At 47.6% G+C, this 16,189-nt stretch carries 13 protein-coding genes and 1 riboswitch; of the genes, 8 read left to right on the top strand and 5 right to left on the bottom strand.

What is annotated here, in order from left to right:
- The first annotated feature begins 60 nt into the window (after positions 1-60).
- A complete protein-coding gene (locus tag ACN081_RS08040) occupies positions 61-2,403 on the top strand; it encodes a Tex family protein (RefSeq protein ID WP_419107478.1) in 2,343 nt (780 codons plus the stop codon).
- Between the two features lie 25 nt (positions 2,404-2,428).
- Here the strand turns inward: ACN081_RS08040 and ACN081_RS08035 are convergent, their stop codons facing one another.
- The 3 genes from ACN081_RS08035 to ACN081_RS08025 form a co-directional block, all read right to left on the bottom strand.
- Positions 2,429-2,986 (bottom strand): GtrA family protein, encoded by a 558-nt coding sequence (locus ACN081_RS08035; RefSeq protein WP_419107477.1) that lies wholly within the window; start codon positions 2,984-2,986, stop codon positions 2,429-2,431.
- Positions 2,987-3,178: 192 nt separating this feature from the next.
- Positions 3,179-4,012 (bottom strand): aldo/keto reductase, encoded by an 834-nt coding sequence (locus tag ACN081_RS08030; protein ID WP_419103413.1) that lies wholly within the window; start codon positions 4,010-4,012, stop codon positions 3,179-3,181.
- A gap of 67 nt (positions 4,013-4,079) precedes the next feature.
- Positions 4,080-4,217 carry a hypothetical protein gene (locus ACN081_RS08025; protein ID WP_419103412.1) on the bottom strand — a complete coding sequence of 46 codons (138 nt, stop codon included), beginning with the start codon at positions 4,215-4,217 and terminating at the stop codon, positions 4,080-4,082.
- 17 nt (positions 4,218-4,234) lie between these two features.
- Between ACN081_RS08025 and ACN081_RS08020 the strand changes: the two genes are divergently transcribed.
- Positions 4,235-5,530, top strand: coding sequence for an MFS transporter (locus ACN081_RS08020; RefSeq protein ID WP_419107476.1), 1,296 nt, complete (start codon positions 4,235-4,237; stop codon positions 5,528-5,530).
- Positions 5,531-5,599: 69 nt separating this feature from the next.
- Positions 5,600-6,547 carry a DUF808 domain-containing protein gene (locus ACN081_RS08015; protein ID WP_419107475.1) on the top strand — a complete coding sequence of 316 codons (948 nt, stop codon included), beginning with the start codon at positions 5,600-5,602 and terminating at the stop codon, positions 6,545-6,547.
- Here the strand turns inward: ACN081_RS08015 and ACN081_RS08010 are convergent.
- A complete protein-coding gene (locus ACN081_RS08010; protein WP_419107474.1) occupies positions 6,530-10,045 on the bottom strand; it encodes an SNF2-related protein in 3,516 nt (1,171 codons plus the stop codon). The genes ACN081_RS08015 and ACN081_RS08010 overlap by 18 nt on opposite strands.
- A gap of 145 nt (positions 10,046-10,190) precedes the next feature.
- Positions 10,191-10,319, top strand: a riboswitch (SAM riboswitch).
- Positions 10,320-10,350: 31 nt separating this feature from the next.
- Here ACN081_RS08010 and ACN081_RS08005 point away from each other — a divergent pair.
- From ACN081_RS08005 to ACN081_RS07995, 3 genes are all read left to right on the top strand, one after another.
- Positions 10,351-10,545 carry a nuclease PIN gene (locus tag ACN081_RS08005; protein WP_419101995.1) on the top strand — a complete coding sequence of 65 codons (195 nt, stop codon included), beginning with the start codon at positions 10,351-10,353 and terminating at the stop codon, positions 10,543-10,545.
- The gene (locus ACN081_RS08000; protein ID WP_419107473.1) at positions 10,542-10,991 is read left to right on the top strand and encodes a plasmid stabilization protein; all 450 of its coding nucleotides are present in this window, start codon (positions 10,542-10,544) and stop codon (positions 10,989-10,991) included. Before ACN081_RS08005 ends, ACN081_RS08000 begins: the two co-directional genes overlap by 4 nt.
- A 184-nt stretch (positions 10,992-11,175) precedes the next feature.
- Entirely contained in the window at positions 11,176-12,966 is a 1,791-nt protein-coding gene (locus tag ACN081_RS07995; RefSeq protein WP_419107472.1) for a DUF6350 family protein, read from the top strand.
- Between the two features lie 238 nt (positions 12,967-13,204).
- Here the strand turns inward: ACN081_RS07995 and ACN081_RS07990 are convergent, their stop codons facing one another.
- A complete protein-coding gene (locus ACN081_RS07990; protein WP_419107471.1) occupies positions 13,205-13,624 on the bottom strand; it encodes a hypothetical protein in 420 nt (139 codons plus the stop codon).
- Positions 13,625-13,754: 130 nt separating this feature from the next.
- Between ACN081_RS07990 and purN the strand changes: the two genes are divergently transcribed.
- Positions 13,755-14,378, top strand: coding sequence for a phosphoribosylglycinamide formyltransferase (purN, locus tag ACN081_RS07985; RefSeq protein ID WP_419107470.1), 624 nt, complete (start codon positions 13,755-13,757; stop codon positions 14,376-14,378).
- Positions 14,379-14,488: 110 nt separating this feature from the next.
- The gene (gene purH, locus ACN081_RS07980) at positions 14,489-16,096 is read left to right on the top strand and encodes a bifunctional phosphoribosylaminoimidazolecarboxamide formyltransferase/IMP cyclohydrolase (RefSeq protein WP_419107469.1); all 1,608 of its coding nucleotides are present in this window, start codon (positions 14,489-14,491) and stop codon (positions 16,094-16,096) included.
- Positions 16,097-16,189: the final 93 nt, after the last annotated feature.

Raw genomic sequence — 16,189 nt, 5'->3', positions numbered from 1 at the left:
TCCATGCCTTATTCGATTGAAAAACGAGAAAAAGACTGAACTAATGAGAAACTAGAAGCTATGGATTCACCTCGAACGGACAGACACAAACTCGAAAAAACGCTCGCTGGTGAACTAGGCGCACCTATTTTCGGTGTCAGAGCCAGCATCCGGCTCCTTGATGAAGGCGCCACCGTTCCTTTTATTGCTAGGTACCGTAAAGAACACACCGGCAATATGAGTGACACACAGCTACGTGAACTCAAAGAACGACTTGAATACCTCAGAGACCTAGAACAGCGTCGCCATAAAATCCTTGAACTCCTTGCTCAACGTGGTGTACTCGAAGAATCTTTACAAGCCTCAGTGCTTGCCGCACGCACAAAAAATGAGCTGGAGTCACTTTACGCCCCCTATAAAATTGCTCGACGAACACGTGCACAATGCGCACTTGAAGCAGGGCTAGAACCACTTGTCGACGACCTCCTCGAAGTCCCACTAGCAGAGGCAGAACAAATCGCTCAAGCGTATGTTCGCCCATCTCGTGCAGAAGAACCAGAAGATACTGCTGTACCAGATGCAAAAACTGCACTTGAGGGGGCTCGCGCCATCCTTGAAGAATACGCGCTATATGACCACGAACTGATGGAACAACTCCGTGAACGCTTATGGTCTCATGGCGTCATTAGCTCACGTGTACTTCCGGCGCACAGAGAGCATGACAGCAAATTTAGCGACTACTTTCATTTTTCTGAACCGCTCAGAAAAATACCTAGCCACCGTGTTCTTGCTTTGATGAGAGCCGAGAAAGAGGGCGTCGTTGAGCTTCGTATAGAAATAGCTCAAACCCCAGAATTTTTAAAACAATCAGGTGAAAGCGACCTCGCAAAACTTCGTGCAAGTAGTGAACGTAACGAACAAGAACGTTATACCTATGAGTCTGCTATCGCTTTTGCGTTAGGTATTCCGGTGCAGGTGCTCAACACTGTCAGCGATGAAGACCGTGTTCTTGGATGGTTGGCATCAACAGTACGTTCTACTTGGAAAAATCGTATTCTCCCTCGCCTTGCAACACAGATAAGGGCTCGTCTGCGAGAACACGCCGAAAAATCTGCTATTGATGTGTTCTCATCAAATCTACGAGACCTACTTTTAGCAGCACCAGCTGGTGAACGTGCTGTGCTCGCCTTAGACCCCGGTCTACGCACTGGCGTAAAAGTCGCCGCGTTATCTGCACTTGGGGAGGTGCTCGATACTACTGTTATCTACCCTCATGCCCCTAAAAAACAATGGGCTGAATCGCTGAATACCTTAACTGAACTCGTTAAAGAACATCATCTTGAACTGGTTTCTATTGGTAACGGAACAGCCTCTCGCGACACCGATAAACTTGCCAGCGAACTATTGAGCACCCTTAAAAATGAGGGAATCTCTGTACAAAAAGTTACTGTTTCAGAAGCAGGAGCTTCCGTCTATTCTGCATCTGCTCTAGCAAGCGAAGAACTGCCAGAGCTCGATGTGTCTCTGCGCGGGGCAGTCTCTATCGGACGTCGTCTACAAGACCCTCTTGCTGAGCTTGTTAAAGTAGATCCGCAATCTATTGGCGTAGGTCAATATCAGCATGATATTTCAGCTCATGCGCTACGACGCTCCTTAGACGCAACTGTTGAAGACTGCGTCAACCGTGTAGGTGTATGGGTTAATAACGCATCCGTTGAATTACTTTCTCATGTTGCAGGTCTGAACCGTGCGTTAGCTCAAAATATTGTGAACTATCGGCAAGAACATGGTGCTTTCAAAAACCGTCAGGAACTTCTAAACGTCTCTGGAGTAGGCCCTAAAACCTTTGAACAAGCTGCCGGCTTTATCCGTATTAGGGGAGGAGACGAACCTCTTGACGCCTCTGCCGTTCACCCTGAGTCTTATGGGTTAGCTCGTCGTCTCCTTCAGGATGCTGGGGTACTTGCAGGTGAAGTGATACCGTCGAGTGTTCGAAAAAAGATGGAATTACAAAAATATTTAGATGAGGGTTTCGGCACTCAAACGCTCAACGATATTTTGGATGAACTCGAAAAGCCCGGCCGTGACCCGCGCCCAACGTTTCGTACTGTGCACTTTACTGAAGGTGTCGAAACCATCCATGACGTCAAAGTCGGCATGATTCTTGAAGGGACAGTATCAAACGTCGCTGGTTTTGGAGCTTTTGTTGATATTGGTGTTCACCAAGACGGACTCATTCACGTCTCACAGATGAGCACAAGCTATGTTCAAGACCCTCACCATATTGTACGTTCTGGCGATATTGTACAAGTCCGTGTTACCCACGTTGATACAAACCGTGGGCGTATAGCGTTATCGTTACTGCTTGAAGACGAACCTTCTATTACAAAGAAAAATGCTCGACGTCGGCAACGTCGAGCATAAAAACCCAAATAACCTCTTCTAAATTCTATGAGGTCTTTTGCACTGGCGGAACAGAACCTTCATCCATCGGCACAGAAGGTGATTTCTGCTCACTGTCGAAAGGTACCACTTCGTGTAGTTCTGCTTTTTTGCGAGCCTCGTAACCTTTAAAAACAAAGCGGTCAAGTGCCCAAAATCTAAAGACCATCGCTAGGGCTGTACCGAGAATAGGGCCGGCAATAAAGTCCGCTATTTCTTGAGCCAGAAACGAAATGTTAGGGTACGACAAATGAAATATATAGCGTGATACCCACTGTGGAAGAGCGTTTAACCCAATACCGATGACCGTCACAATAAAGAAGCCTAAGAACTGCTCGAACGTTGGCTTTCCGGAGGAGCCTTGCCACGTCCAACGTGAAGAAAGAATATACGAGACAATACTTGCTATTCCGGTTGCAAAAATAAGAGCTGTTGTCGGTTTTGCGGTAAGAACCGTGTATTTGAGGGCATAGTTAATGACCATGGTAAGCACAAAGCAACCACCACCAACAATGAGAAAACGGACTTTCTCATTCTGAAGAAGCTTAAAAAAACTTTCTTTCATGCCCTCAGCTCTTTTCTTTCATCATGGGCTTTGTTCCATAAAGTCTTAGAACACATCACCTCAAAATAGCATTATTACCTCTCTAAAAGAGGAGTATAGCGCTAAAAAATAGCGTGGTATTAGTTGCAGTTTAACCTCAAAGAGGCAGACGCCCTATGACGTCTGCCTCACCTGAGAAGGTAAAAGCTGCTCTTAGAACTCGATATGTGACGGGTCAGGGCCAATACGCCCATCTGCACGAGTCAATGAGTTAATAGCCTCAATATCGGCATCATCGAGGCGTACCTGTAGAGCCTCAAAGTTGGACACAATTCTTTCTGGCGTGACCGATTTAGGAATAACAACGTTGCCTAACGCTAAATGCCATGCGATAACAACTTGTGCCGGTGTGGCCTGATGCTTTTGAGCGATTTCAGTGATGACAGGGTCACTGAGTAACTGGCCACCTTGACCTAACGGAGACCATGCCTCGGTTAATATTCCAAGCTCCTGATGAACTGCACGCAACTTCTCTTGAGAGAAATATGGGTGCAACTCAATTTGATGGATAGCAGGGGTTACCCCTGTTACCTCAATAATTTCGCGTAATTGTTGTTCGGGGAAATTTGAGACACCGATGGAACGTACTAGTCCACGACGACGCAACTCAATGAAAGCTTCCCACGTCTGAACATATTTTTCACGATGGATAGAAGCCCAATGAATGAGGAGAAGATCAACACTTTTGAGCCCGAGGCGTTCTAAGGATTCTTCACAAGCTCGAAGTGTTTGGTCGTACCCTTGGTCGTCATTCCAAATTTTGGTGGTGACAAAGATATCCTCACGAGCTACGTGGCTAGATGCTAATGCTCTGCCCACACCAGTTTCGTTGCCGTAGATTTTTGCGGTATCGATATGTCGGTATCCGGCATCGAGTGCTAGTTGTGTCACTTCTTCTGCGCGGTCGTTTTCAACCTGCCATAATCCATAACCTAGCTGAGGGATGGTGTGTCCATCATTAAATGTTTTGAGAGGCTGTTGTGCCATCTGATAATCCTTTCGAAGGTGTGCTCAACGGCATCAATCAGAAAACTTTATGCGTAAAATTTTCTGTCTATTCTTTCATCATAGAATTAGTGCCGCCCAAAAATGCTGGTGTTACTTTTCTTTGCGTCATCAGATAATCTTCATCAACGCACCGATAACCCCTGAAAAGATGCGCAAATAGACGGCATAAGACACGGTTAGCCATAGTGTAGTATTTCCCTCATGGCGAAAATTTTTATGGATTTAACGCCGGTCAAAGAACTCCCCGAGTACCGCCGGCTGTGGATTGGTTCTCTCTTTTCTAGTTTGGGTTTCCAAATTACATCAACAGCCGTCACCCTAGAAATTTTTTCGTTCACGCACTCCACCTTCGCCGTAGGGCTTCTCGGCTTTATTGTGGTGTTACCCCTTATCATAGGAGGTCTTTACGGAGGAGTCATTGCCGATAACTATGACCGTCGTAAAGTTTCTTTAACCGCCAGCTGGGGCATGTGGCTCATGACCCTTTTCATTGCCTTGCAATCATGGATCAATCTCCAGAACCAATGGGTTTTGTATACTCTCGTTGCTTTAGAATCATTACTTTTCCCCATTAATCAGGCTGCTCGTGGCGCTATTATCCCTCGAATAGTTCCGCCAAAACTTCTTGCATCTGCCAATGCACTTAATATGAGCGTTGGCTCCTTGGGCATGGCTCTTGGGCCTTTACTCAGCGGTTTATTCATTGCTTCTATCGGATATAACTACACATACCTTGTTAACGTTTTTGCTCTACTGGTCAGTATCTGGGCGCTATATAAACTTCCTACAGTCCTTCCTGAACACGATGAAAAAACACCAAAGGTTCGTGGTCTTCGCTCCGTAGTAGAAGGCTTTTATTTTGTACGGCGCACCCCCGTCATTGCGATGACGTTCATCGTTGATTTGATTGCGATGATATGTATCCAAGCCCGTCCTCTCATTCCGGCTCTAGTGCTCCTCTCCTTTGGTGGTGGAGACCTTGGCGCCGGTGTGCTCTTCTCAGCTGGCGCACTAGGGGCTTTTATTGGGGTCACTTTTTCGGGGTGGCTATCAGCTATACAACGCCGTGGAGCTTTCCTCACAATGAGCTATGTGTTGTGGGGGATAGGATTCGTTTTCTTCGGCACAATTGCATTCTTCTTAGAAGGACGCTCTCCGAGCGAGTCCTTGCACGAAAACCTGTTACCTCTTGTCTGTGCTTCTTGCGCGTTAGCGGTAGCAGGCTGGGCAGATGGTGTAGGCGGTATATTCCGTTCTACTATCATTCAACAAGAAACCCCCGATAGGCTTCGCGGACGTCTTCAAGGTATCTTCATCATGACCCTTGCTGGTGGGCCTAACATCGGTATTGGTGTGATGGGTCTGGGAGCTGCACTATTTGGTACCTCAATGACAGCCATCATTGGTGGTGTGATATGCGTTGGTGCTATCGTGCTAGCGACATACTGGAAACCAGCTTTGTGGAGATATCCAACCGAAAATACTCTTGAACAATAATGAACGATAACTTCCCTTGTATTCTTGGGGTAGTAGCTTATTGGACAGATATAAAGAAAAGAGATCCTCATGGCTGGCGGGCTAGTTGCGCTCCTAGACGACATCGCAGCATTAGTAAAACTCACAGCGGCAAGCACCGACGACATCGCTGCCGCAGCCTCTAAAGCAAGCGCTCGCGCTATTGGTGTTGTTGTTGATGATACTGCTGTTGTTCCCCAATATCTGAACGGGGTAGAACCTCGTCGTGAGCTACCTATTATTCGTAAAATTGCGGTTGGTTCTCTCCGGAATAAGCTATTTTTTATTCTTCCACTGATTATCTTTTTGAGTTGGTTATGGCCAGCGTCATTAACTCCGTTGTTAATGTTAGGTGGTCTGTACCTCTGCTTTGAAGGTGCTGAGAAGATACTAGAGTTATTTCATCCGCACTCAGCAGAAGAGACCGAAACCCCCGCTATTATTGCTGGGGAAGAAGCCGAGAAAAACGTTATTTCTGGGGCGATTAGAACAGACTTCATTCTCTCTGCCGAGATTATGGTCATCGCCATGAACACTATTGCTCATGAGGGAACGTGGGCTATTCGTATTATCTCCCTCATCGTGGTGGCGGTGCTGATTACTCTACTTGTCTACGGTGTTGTTGCCGTACTCGTGAAGATGGATGATGTCGGCTTAGCGCTCATGCGCCGTGAATCTTCTATGACACAGAAAATAGGCGCTGCGCTCGTGTCAGGAATGCCTCTTGTGATGAAAGGTATTTCATTACTTGGTACTTTTGCGATGCTTTGGGTGGGCGGGCATATCGTCTTGAGCGGTTTAGCAGATATCGGTTTTCACGCCCCAGAACACGCGGTTGAATACCTTGTTCATGCTCTCACCTCGTGGAGTTCCGGTACTCTTCTGAGCGTGCTTGCATGGTGCGCTGAAACATTTTTTGCCATGATCTTTGGTCTGTTATGTGGCGGTATTGTGGTTGTTACAACGCACTTCTTCTCATCGCTACGAGGTACTCAATAGTTCTCGGATATGTTCTGCTGTCATCTTTTCGCTAAAGAAATCTCCATCATCAACAACAGCGTCGAAGAGTGCAGACTTATTTTTTTGTAATTCCATAACTTTTTCTTCAATGGTTCCCGCAGCAATAAGCCTGTAAACCATCACATGTCTGGTCTGCCCAATACGGTGGATTCTGTCGATGGCTTGTTGCTCTGCTGCAGGGTTCCACCACGGGTCCATCAAGAAACAATAATCTGCTGAGGTGAGGTTAAGGCCGAACCCTCCCGCCTTGAGAGAGATGAGAAAGACGGAGCTTTCTCCTCGCTCAAATTGTTCGATAACTTTTGCGCGGTCTCTTGTCGAACCGTCAAGATAGCAGAATTCAATATTCTGTTCTTCTAAATCTTTTGCGATGGTTTTAAGGTAGCTGGTGAACTGGGAGAAAATCAGTACACGGTGTCCCTGAGAGAGAACTTCTGGCAGATACGACTGAAGGTACTCTAGTTTTGATGAGGTAATGTGCGAGTACTCTTCGTCGACTAGATGAGGTGCTAGCGCCATCATGCGTAGTTTTGTTAACGAACGGAAGACCGTAAAACGGTTTTTGTCCATATCTTTGAGCAGTCCCAGAACTTTTTTGCGTTCTTGTTGTAGGAGCATATCGTATACTTTACGATGCTCTGGGTTAAGAGCAATGGGCATTCTTTGGTCTGTTTTATCTGGTAGCTCTGTGGCAACAAGTTCTTTCGTTCGCCGGAGAATCAGCGGGCGTATCCGTTGCCGTAACTGTTCGAGTTTTTCGTGGTCTTTGCTTTCAGTGATGGGTTGTACGTAATAGTCTTTGAATTTTCGTGCACTGGGGAATAGACCTGGTGCCACGAGAGAGAAAATAGACCATAACTCCATGAGGTTGTTTTCCATGGGTGTTCCGGTGACGGCAAGTTTGAAACGTGCAGGTATTTTTCGTGCTATTTGGTGTGCTTGAGTCCTCGCATTCTTAATGAATTGCGCTTCATCAAGAATGACCCCGTTCCACGGTGTTTCTTGTGCGTAACTGTTAAAAGCGTTGGAATCTAGTCGTAGCAGAGTGTATGAGGTGATAACGACTTGTGCCTGACCGATACGTTCTGTGAGTGTTTGTTGCGATTTTGCAGTGGATGTGGTGATGGCGGCGACTTCAAGTTCTGGTGCGAAGCGTTCTAATTCTTGTACCCAGTTGGGAACAACAGAGGTGGGGGCAATGATGAGGAAAGGAGCAAATGATGGGGTGCTGTTATTGAGCTCTTCGACCCATTGTTCATAGGCTTTGAGCATCATGGAAATAGTTTGTAGTGTTTTACCAAGCCCCATGTCATCACCGAGGACGGCTCCAAGGCGGTGTTTCCACAGGAAGTAGAGCCATTGGTAGCCTTCTTCTTGGTAGGGGCGTAGCTGTGCTTGGAGTGTTGCTGGAGTCGGTACGTTATCGCTACTGTCTTTGTCGCTGAGGAGGCTGTGAATATTTTCTTGCCATCCTTGGCATGATTGTGTGGTGGTGGCAAGATCTTCGAGTTCTTCCCACATCCCTAATTGGTGTTTGTTGAGGCTAAGTGGTTGGTCTGGTTCTGAGAAGTCTTCTATTTCGGCTAGTAGTTGACGTAGTTTGATAAATTCTGGTCGGTTGAGGGGATAGTAGTTGCCATCACCGAGAAGGATGTGTTTTTTCCCCGCGTTGAGTGCCTCAAAGATCGTAGAAAATGATACGGTCCATTGACCAATGGTGACGATAATTCCAAGGTCAAACCAGTCTTGGGTGTCGCTTGGTTCAACTCTCATCTGGATTTCGGGGGTAACGTCCAGTTCTGTGAATTGAGGTTCTTGTCCATGAGTTTGGATGCGGAGTCCACGAACATTGCGGTATTGGGGCAGTATCGATTCGGTGAGTTGTTGAACATCCCAGTCGTAGAAGTGTTGTTCTGTGAGCTGTAATGCGGGGTAGATATTTTTGAGTTGCGCGAGGATTGTATTTTCGTAGTTTTTATCGCGCTGTTCATAGATGTCTAATAAGGTGCTCTGTACTGGGAAGTATTCGAGGTTGCTTTCATCTCGTGTGTTCTTGAGCGGGTCTTTAGGGTATTCCCATTCCCAGCGGGTGTGGGCGTGGGGTGTTTGTTCGCTGTCGAAGTAGACGTGAAGAATTAGCTCTGGTTGTTGCACTTGGGGTGGTTGTATCGTTGCGTCGTTGGTGCAGAAGCTGATATTGCGTGTGAGATATGGGTAGAACTCTTGATAGAAACTATTGATATCTTGTGAGGGGATTTCGATATGTTCTTCTCGGATAAGGGTTTCTGCTGCGCCGTTGAGTGTTTCTTTCAGGGGAATGAAAATGAGGTCGGCTGCGGCGTATCGGTCGTTGAGACGTGTTGGATTGATGGCGCTAGGTAGGGTTGTTTCCCAATGTTCAGCTTGTGCTGTGGCTTTGTAGTGTTCTTGTGCTTTGTGCCCGAGGGCAATGAATCCGTTGCGGGGCTGGCCTATTGGGTGGCAGTAGTATGCGAGGAAGGCATTTTCTCCTGTGGTGAGTGTTGGTGTGATGCGTAGACCGTCTTTGTAGCTGTGAAGTTCTGCTTTTAGCGTGGCTTCTTCGGTGTGCGCCGTAGTGATGGGTGTTCCCTCTAACAGGATGGGCAGTGCTATTTTTTCTGCTTTTTTGAGTACTTTCCATAGTAGGGACGAGTTAACCGTAGAAAGTGTTACCCAATCGCGGTGGGAAGTATACGCTGATTGCCAAGGTCTGATGATGGAGTAGAACTCTCGCAACCATCGTTCGTGTTCGGGTCGGAGGGCGTGGCTGCTTGTCTTTCCGGTGTAATCTTTTTGGAAGTGTTCCCAGTTGATGCCGTCTTTAATCCAACGGTTGTTTTTACCTTGGACGAGTGGGCGTGCTTGTAGGGTGATACGTGGTGTTTTGTGTTGACCGCTACCGAGTGCGAAGCGGGAGTTAACGTGCATTTTGAGGTCGAGAGCGGCGATGGTATTGCTGTTATTTTCGTAGGGTATCCGGTGATGCTGCGCCAGTGTTTGTGACAGTGTTCTGCGCCATGTCGACATTTTTTGTTGTTCTGCTAGCTCTTGTGCAGTAGTGATTCCGTGGTGTTTGAGCTGTTCTTCGCTGAGTCCGTCTGTGACGCGTTGAGTGGAACTTTGAGCTTTGCTAACTTTTTCGGCTCTTTCGATGGCGGTGAGCATGATGGCTACGGAGTGTTTGCAGTCGGTGCGTACTGGGCAGGTGCATCGTGCGGAGAAAGCGAGGGATCCTTCAACCTGTTCTGCGGGGAAGACAATTTTGCTGAGGTATGGGTCTGTTGCGTCGCCGTAGGTTGTTCCTGTCAGGATGTGTGCTTGGGCGTCGTAGGAGTATCGGGCGACTTTGCCTTCTTGCATGTATTGTTTTCCGCGCAGGTAGGTGCGGTGTCCTACTTGCTGGATAATTTTTGCTGCGCTGACGGGGATTCTGGGGAAAGCTGATGGTGCATTCACGGTGGTTGTATCCTCTGCTGGCAGGGTGCATATATGTTCTAGGTTACCGGATGAGCTTGCACCAAAGCTGGTGTAGCCTAAATCTCTCAAATATTTTGGGTTGAGCTCTTTGTTTTTTGTGGTGGTTGCGTTATTCTGGATTCAGCTTCAAGAGTTTCAACTGATAAGCTCCGACTTTAGTTGAACGCCAACCCCATGTTCACGGGTGGCTCGGATGACGAAGCGGTTCGTATTCGCGTCATAGTACGCAGGCTGGTACGGACAAGAGCACTTCGAAAGGAAAGCGCATTCAGCGCAGTTGTATCATGCACAACACCGCTCGCCCTCAGCACAATATTCAACCTGTTTCTTCTGCTCAAACTCGTGGCGGTTACGCTGCCGTAAGCATTCAAGATTACACTCGTATTTCCCATGAGCGTTCTGAGTTTCTTAACTTTTTGCTCTCTCCTAATCCGCACGGTATCCCTAACCAGGAATACGGTATCTTACAAGCAGCATGAGTATAAGAGGACTACTTCTAGACTCTGATGTACTAGCAGAGATTCGCAAAGCCACACCACATCCGCAGGTCGTTGCGTTTCTTCGCCGTCGCTCATATATGGTGATGTACATATCAGCACTTAGCCTAGGCGAACTTAAAGGGCTTTACCCCTACCCTGAAACAGAGCGGTGGGTTAACGAACTTCTCGAACGTTTTAGCGGGCAGGTCCTCGACGTTGATACGAACGTATCTTTGGCATGGGCCGGTCGCCAAATTCGTGCTGAAGAACGCCCCTCACCAGAAGGCCCTTATACGCCATTGCCTACCGCCGCACTTGAAGGGCTCATGGCTGCTACCGCTGAAGTGCATCAGCTAGAAATAGTTTCTTCTAAAGCAGATATTTATCGTCGCTGGGGAGTCCCTGCCGTTAATCCGTTGCATGAAAACACCGCGCGAGGACTATAAACACTGTGTCTTTTGCATGATCTTAAGATGTAGGCTGTGATGAGCTTAGCGTCTTGACCGGCATACATGGTATGGTTCAGTGGGGTGCACGCGGTGAAGAAAATCCTTGGTTTATGTCTCATTTGGATGAGAAAAGCTGTGTGAACTTCAGAGTTCAATAGAGTTCATGACAAGATAAAAGACGATGAAAACCAGCGTGATGAAACCTCAACAACGTTCGATACCGATGCCCCTCTGGCTACAGGGGGTTGTCGAACTCTTTCGTACTGCCTTCTACTCTTGCTTTGCTGTAGTGCTACTACTGGGTGCCGTATGGTTTACCGGCGGTTTTGAACAGCGTGACCTCTACGCTATGGCAGTTTTAGTTAGCCAAATGTGGCTTCTAATCCATGGGGTTCCTCTTCATCTGAACATCTCTGCCCCGTATGGAGACACCCCCGATATTCAGGGGACGATGAGCTTTATCCCGTTGGGTTTAACGCTGATACCCTTATGGTTATGTTTCCGTTCAGGACGAGTCTTAGCTCAAGCATCTCGTGAGGGACAATTCTGGATACCAACATTAACCGGAGCTATCACTTATAGTGCCTGTGCTGGGGGCTTGAGCCTTTTGACAACAGATACTGCTGCGGTAGCGTACCCGGTAGCTTCTGCACTTGTACCGTGTTGGGTCGTTTTATCAGGGCTTATTCTTGGTGGCTGGTACGAGTCTCGTTCTTTGGCGAGAATGATCGGTGTTAACGCTGCAGAATGGGTTGCTCAGTTTAGCCAGTACTCACGTTGGGCGGGTTCTTATGTTTGGACGGTTCTTCGCGCATCAATCGTGGCAGTTCTTGCGTTTATTGGCTGTGGAGGGCTATTACTGAGCTTGTCTTTGCTCTGGCATTGGAGCGATGTCGTCACAATTTATCAATTGCTTGATGCTGGTGCTATCGGCGATACGGCTTTGACCTTTTTACAGCTTGGTGTTATCCCTAACGTAGTTTTTTGGGCGATGTCTTGGAGTGTCGGAGCTGGTTTCTCATTGGGAGAACATACCTCCGTAAACTTCTTTGAACACTCTACTGGTGTGCTCCCCGCTTTCCCTCTTCTGGGTGCCTTACCAACGGTCAATGAGCCGTGGAGCTATATTGCTATTGCGGTTCCTGTGCTGTGCGGTATTGTTGCTGGCTGGTGGTTCTTCCGCGCCGGCGAAGACCATCTTGATGAGTGGCTTTCTCTTAAAATTCCTTTCCGCTGGATTTCTTTGCCACTATCAACTTTTGCCTTAGCTATCTTTGTTTCTATTCCTGCCGGCATCATTTTGGCGTTATGCGGTTGGGCATCGCGCGGTTCTCTTGGTATGGGACGTTTTACTGATTTAGGGCCAGATGCTTTATTATTTGGTGCTTTATCTGCCGGTTGGATTGCTTGTGGCGTGATGATGGGATCGGTGATGGCCCCTATCTTCCATCGTGGCGCTATTACTGAGCTTGAGCGTTTTTCTGAGCTAAAGAACGACCGTGAAGAGCGCCGTCGTCGTAAACGTCTTGCCCGCGAGCAGAAAAAAGCACAACGTCGAAACTCTCGTCAGAATTCTGCTATCGCAGAAGTTGAAGAACAGCATGATGAAACCAATAAGCCTTCTTCCGAGGCTGTGCGTCGTCTCTTAGAAGACTCTGATGGACCGTTATCGGATATGACGCTATCTGAGGTGGCTCAAAAAGAGGAGCAAAAAACTGCTGATTTTGAATCTGTCGTAGCCCAAAACTTACGATTGTTTTCTGATATCGAAGAGGAAAACCTCGAGGCTCAGACAGAGGCTTCGTCAACTGAAGATGACGTATCGAAACAAAAAAATGATACTGCAGCCGATCAGGTAACTGGAGATAAGGATTCTTCTGAAGGGAAAACCCTCACTCACTTTAAACATGGGCGAGTCATACGCCGTCCAAAAACTCGACGTCGTTCTTCGTCGCAGTCTGATGACTCTTAACGCTTTTTGGGCACAGAGCTTTTGGCGTTCTGAGGGTGTGACAAAACCTCACTTAAATAATTGAGCTGATGGGATGTATCTAGAGCATCATCAAATGTGCTTGAAGACAATACCTTGAGGTTTTATCTTGAAGTTTATTGTGGGGGTTGTTTGTCCCAGTCTAATCGCTCTACAACCACCACCATGAGTACTGCTACCAGTACCCCTATAACTCCCGGTATAACTGCCCATATCGGCTTTATTTGAGTAAGGACCCTAAAAGATTATCTTCTAAATCAGCTTTACACTGCTCCTGCCGGACAATAGTCAGAGCATGACGGGTACAATCTGCAAACTGGTTTGTTTGGTCCATAAAAATTATTTGTATTGCGGTGCTAAACATGAGCACTAACGCAATCACCATAAAGAATGTGAACGTCACATACGTGCCTGAGGACGCACGTGCCCGAGCAATATACGTCATGCCCCAAACAGCGCTGATAATCATCCCTAACTGAAAAGACACTGCTGCAATAAGCCACCACCCGCTATACGAGGAGAACACAAACCCTAAAAGGCCAAAAGCAATGCTCAAACGATGACAGACGTCAAGACGCTGCTTTGCGTCTTGAACCATGGGGGAGGACTCATTCTCAGGAAGCATAGGCTGTACAGACATACTCTCTAGGATACCTGCTCTGAGAGATTTGAGGGATTCCTCGCGCCTGCTCTCTCATGCGCAAAATACTTTAAGTCATATAAATAATTGAACTATTAGCTTCGCCACAAGGTGGGGTACACTGTGAACCATGCGTATTGTGGTGATGGTCTCTGGGTCAGGGACAAACTTACAGTCCATCATAGATGCTGTTTCGGCAGGCACCCTCACGGTGGATATTCTTGCTGTCGGTGCAGATAAACCGTGCCGTGGTATCGCACGAGCCCAAGAGAACGGTATTGAAACGTTCCTGTGCGAACCACATCATTATTCTTCTCGCGAGCAATGGAACCGTGCCCTTGAAGAACACCTCACCCGATATAACCCTGATCGTATCGTCTTCGCTGGCTTCATGCGCATCGTGGACAAACAACTTGTTGAACGATTCGCCGGACGTATCATCAATACCCACCCTGCTCTCTTACCCTCTTTCCCCGGAGCACACGGGGTACGTGACGCCCTCGCCTATGGGGTTAAAGTCACTGGAATGACGGTTCATTTAGTTGATGCAGGGGTGGATACCGGAACTATCCTTGCTCAAGCTCCTGTCTTTGTGGAAGATACAGACACCGAAGAAACCCTTCACGAGCGTATCAAAGTCAAAGAGCGGGAGTTACTTGTGAACACTCTTGAACAGATAAGCCACACTCTACGTTCTTCGCAGAATGCCACGGAGAAAACCACTCCTGAAGAACATACACCCCCGCTTTTATAAGCGCCGGTGCCACAGATGTAGATACCTCATCACTGGTATCTAGCCCGTGGGCCGGGGTTGAAAACGGCTCAAAATAACACCTTTTACCCAGACAAAAAATTGGAGTATTTGTGAGCCTTACTCAGCTAGATCGTGTCCCCATCAAACGTGCGCTCATCTCTGTCTACGACAAAACTGGATTAGAAGACCTTGCACGTGGACTACACCAAGCCGGTGTATCACTCATTTCAACAGGTTCTACCGCAGCGACGATTGCTTCTGCTGGCGTACCAGTAACAGAAGTATCTGATATTACCGAGTTTCCCGAATGTCTTGAAGGTCGCGTCAAAACTCTTCACCCGAGGATTCACGCAGGTATTCTAGCTGACCGTCGGAAAGAAGAACACCGACAAACTCTAGAAGAGCTGAGCATCGAACCTTTTGACGTTGTTATCGTTAACCTTTACCCTTTTGCGCAAACCGTTGCTTCTGGCGCTGACCACGATGCTATTATCGAAAAAATCGATATTGGTGGTCCTTCCATGGTGCGTGCAGCCGCAAAAAACCATCATTCAGTAGCTGTTGTCGTCGACCCCCAACGCTATGATGACGTCATTAACGCAGCCCAAAACGGTGGATTTACTTTAGCTGAACGTCGCCGTCTTGCCTCAGCTGCTTTTGCACATACCGCCACTTACGATACCGCTGTAGCAACATGGACAGCCGCCCAGCTAGAAGGCTCTGAGAACGCCCAATACTGGCCACCTTTTGCGGGACTATCCTTTGAACGTTCAGAATCTTTACGCTATGGAGAGAACCCTCACCAGCAAGGAGCTCTTTACGTAGACCCCGCTAGCGCCCCCGGCATTGCCCAAGCTGAACAACTCGGCGGTAAAGCAATGAGCTATAACAACTACGTTGATGCTGACGCCGCTCTACGCACCGCCTATGATTTCGATGAACCCGCAGTAGCTATTATTAAGCACAATAATCCTTGTGGCGTGGCAATTGCACCACCACAAGCTGAAGACCCTATTGCACAAGCTCATATGAACGCTCACGCCTGTGACCCGGTGTCTGCCTATGGCGGTGTTATTGCAGCAAACCGCGAAGTGACCGCACAGATGGCGCAGAACATCAAAAACATTTTTACCGAAGTAATTGTTGCACCGTCCTATAGTGCAGATGCTTTAGAGATTTTACGGTCTAAGAAGAACCTACGTATTCTCGAACTGCCTCAGAACTATACGCGAAGCACCATCGAATACCGTCAAATTTCTGGTGGCGCATTATTCCAAGATGCAGACCAGTTACAAGCTGAGGGTGATACGCCTACCGCGTGGACTCTCGTTGCCGGTCAACCTGCCGATGAACAAACCCTCAAAGATTTGAGCTTTGCTTGGCGTGCCCTACGTTCTGCAAAATCAAATGCTATCCTTCTAGCTCATCAAGGTGCTGCTGTCGGTATTGGCATGGGGCAGGTAAACCGTGTAGATTCTTGTAAACTTTCGGTTGAACGCGCTAACACTCTTGCCGATAATGCTGAACGCGCTCGCGGTTCAGTTGCTGCCTCTGACGCCTTTTTCCCTTTCGCTGATGGTCTACAGGTGCTCATAGACGCTGGTGTTCGTGCGGTTGTTCAGCCTGGTGGCTCTATTCGTGATGAAGAAGTCATTGCTGCCGCTGAATCTGCTGGTGTGACAATGTACTTCACTGGCAGCCGTCATTTCTTCCATTAAGAAGAATAATTTCAGAGAATCTGTTCTCTGATAAGGGAGAGATACTAAGAGGGGTGTGGTTGATAAAAAAATTTATTTAACACACCCCCCGGA

This window comes from Rothia sp. P13129, from assembly GCF_048512865.1.
In the GTDB taxonomy this organism is placed as follows: domain Bacteria; phylum Actinomycetota; class Actinomycetes; order Actinomycetales; family Micrococcaceae; genus Rothia.
Note: the sequence above shows the minus strand (reverse complement) of the source record. Positions and strands in the feature narration are given on the sequence as shown.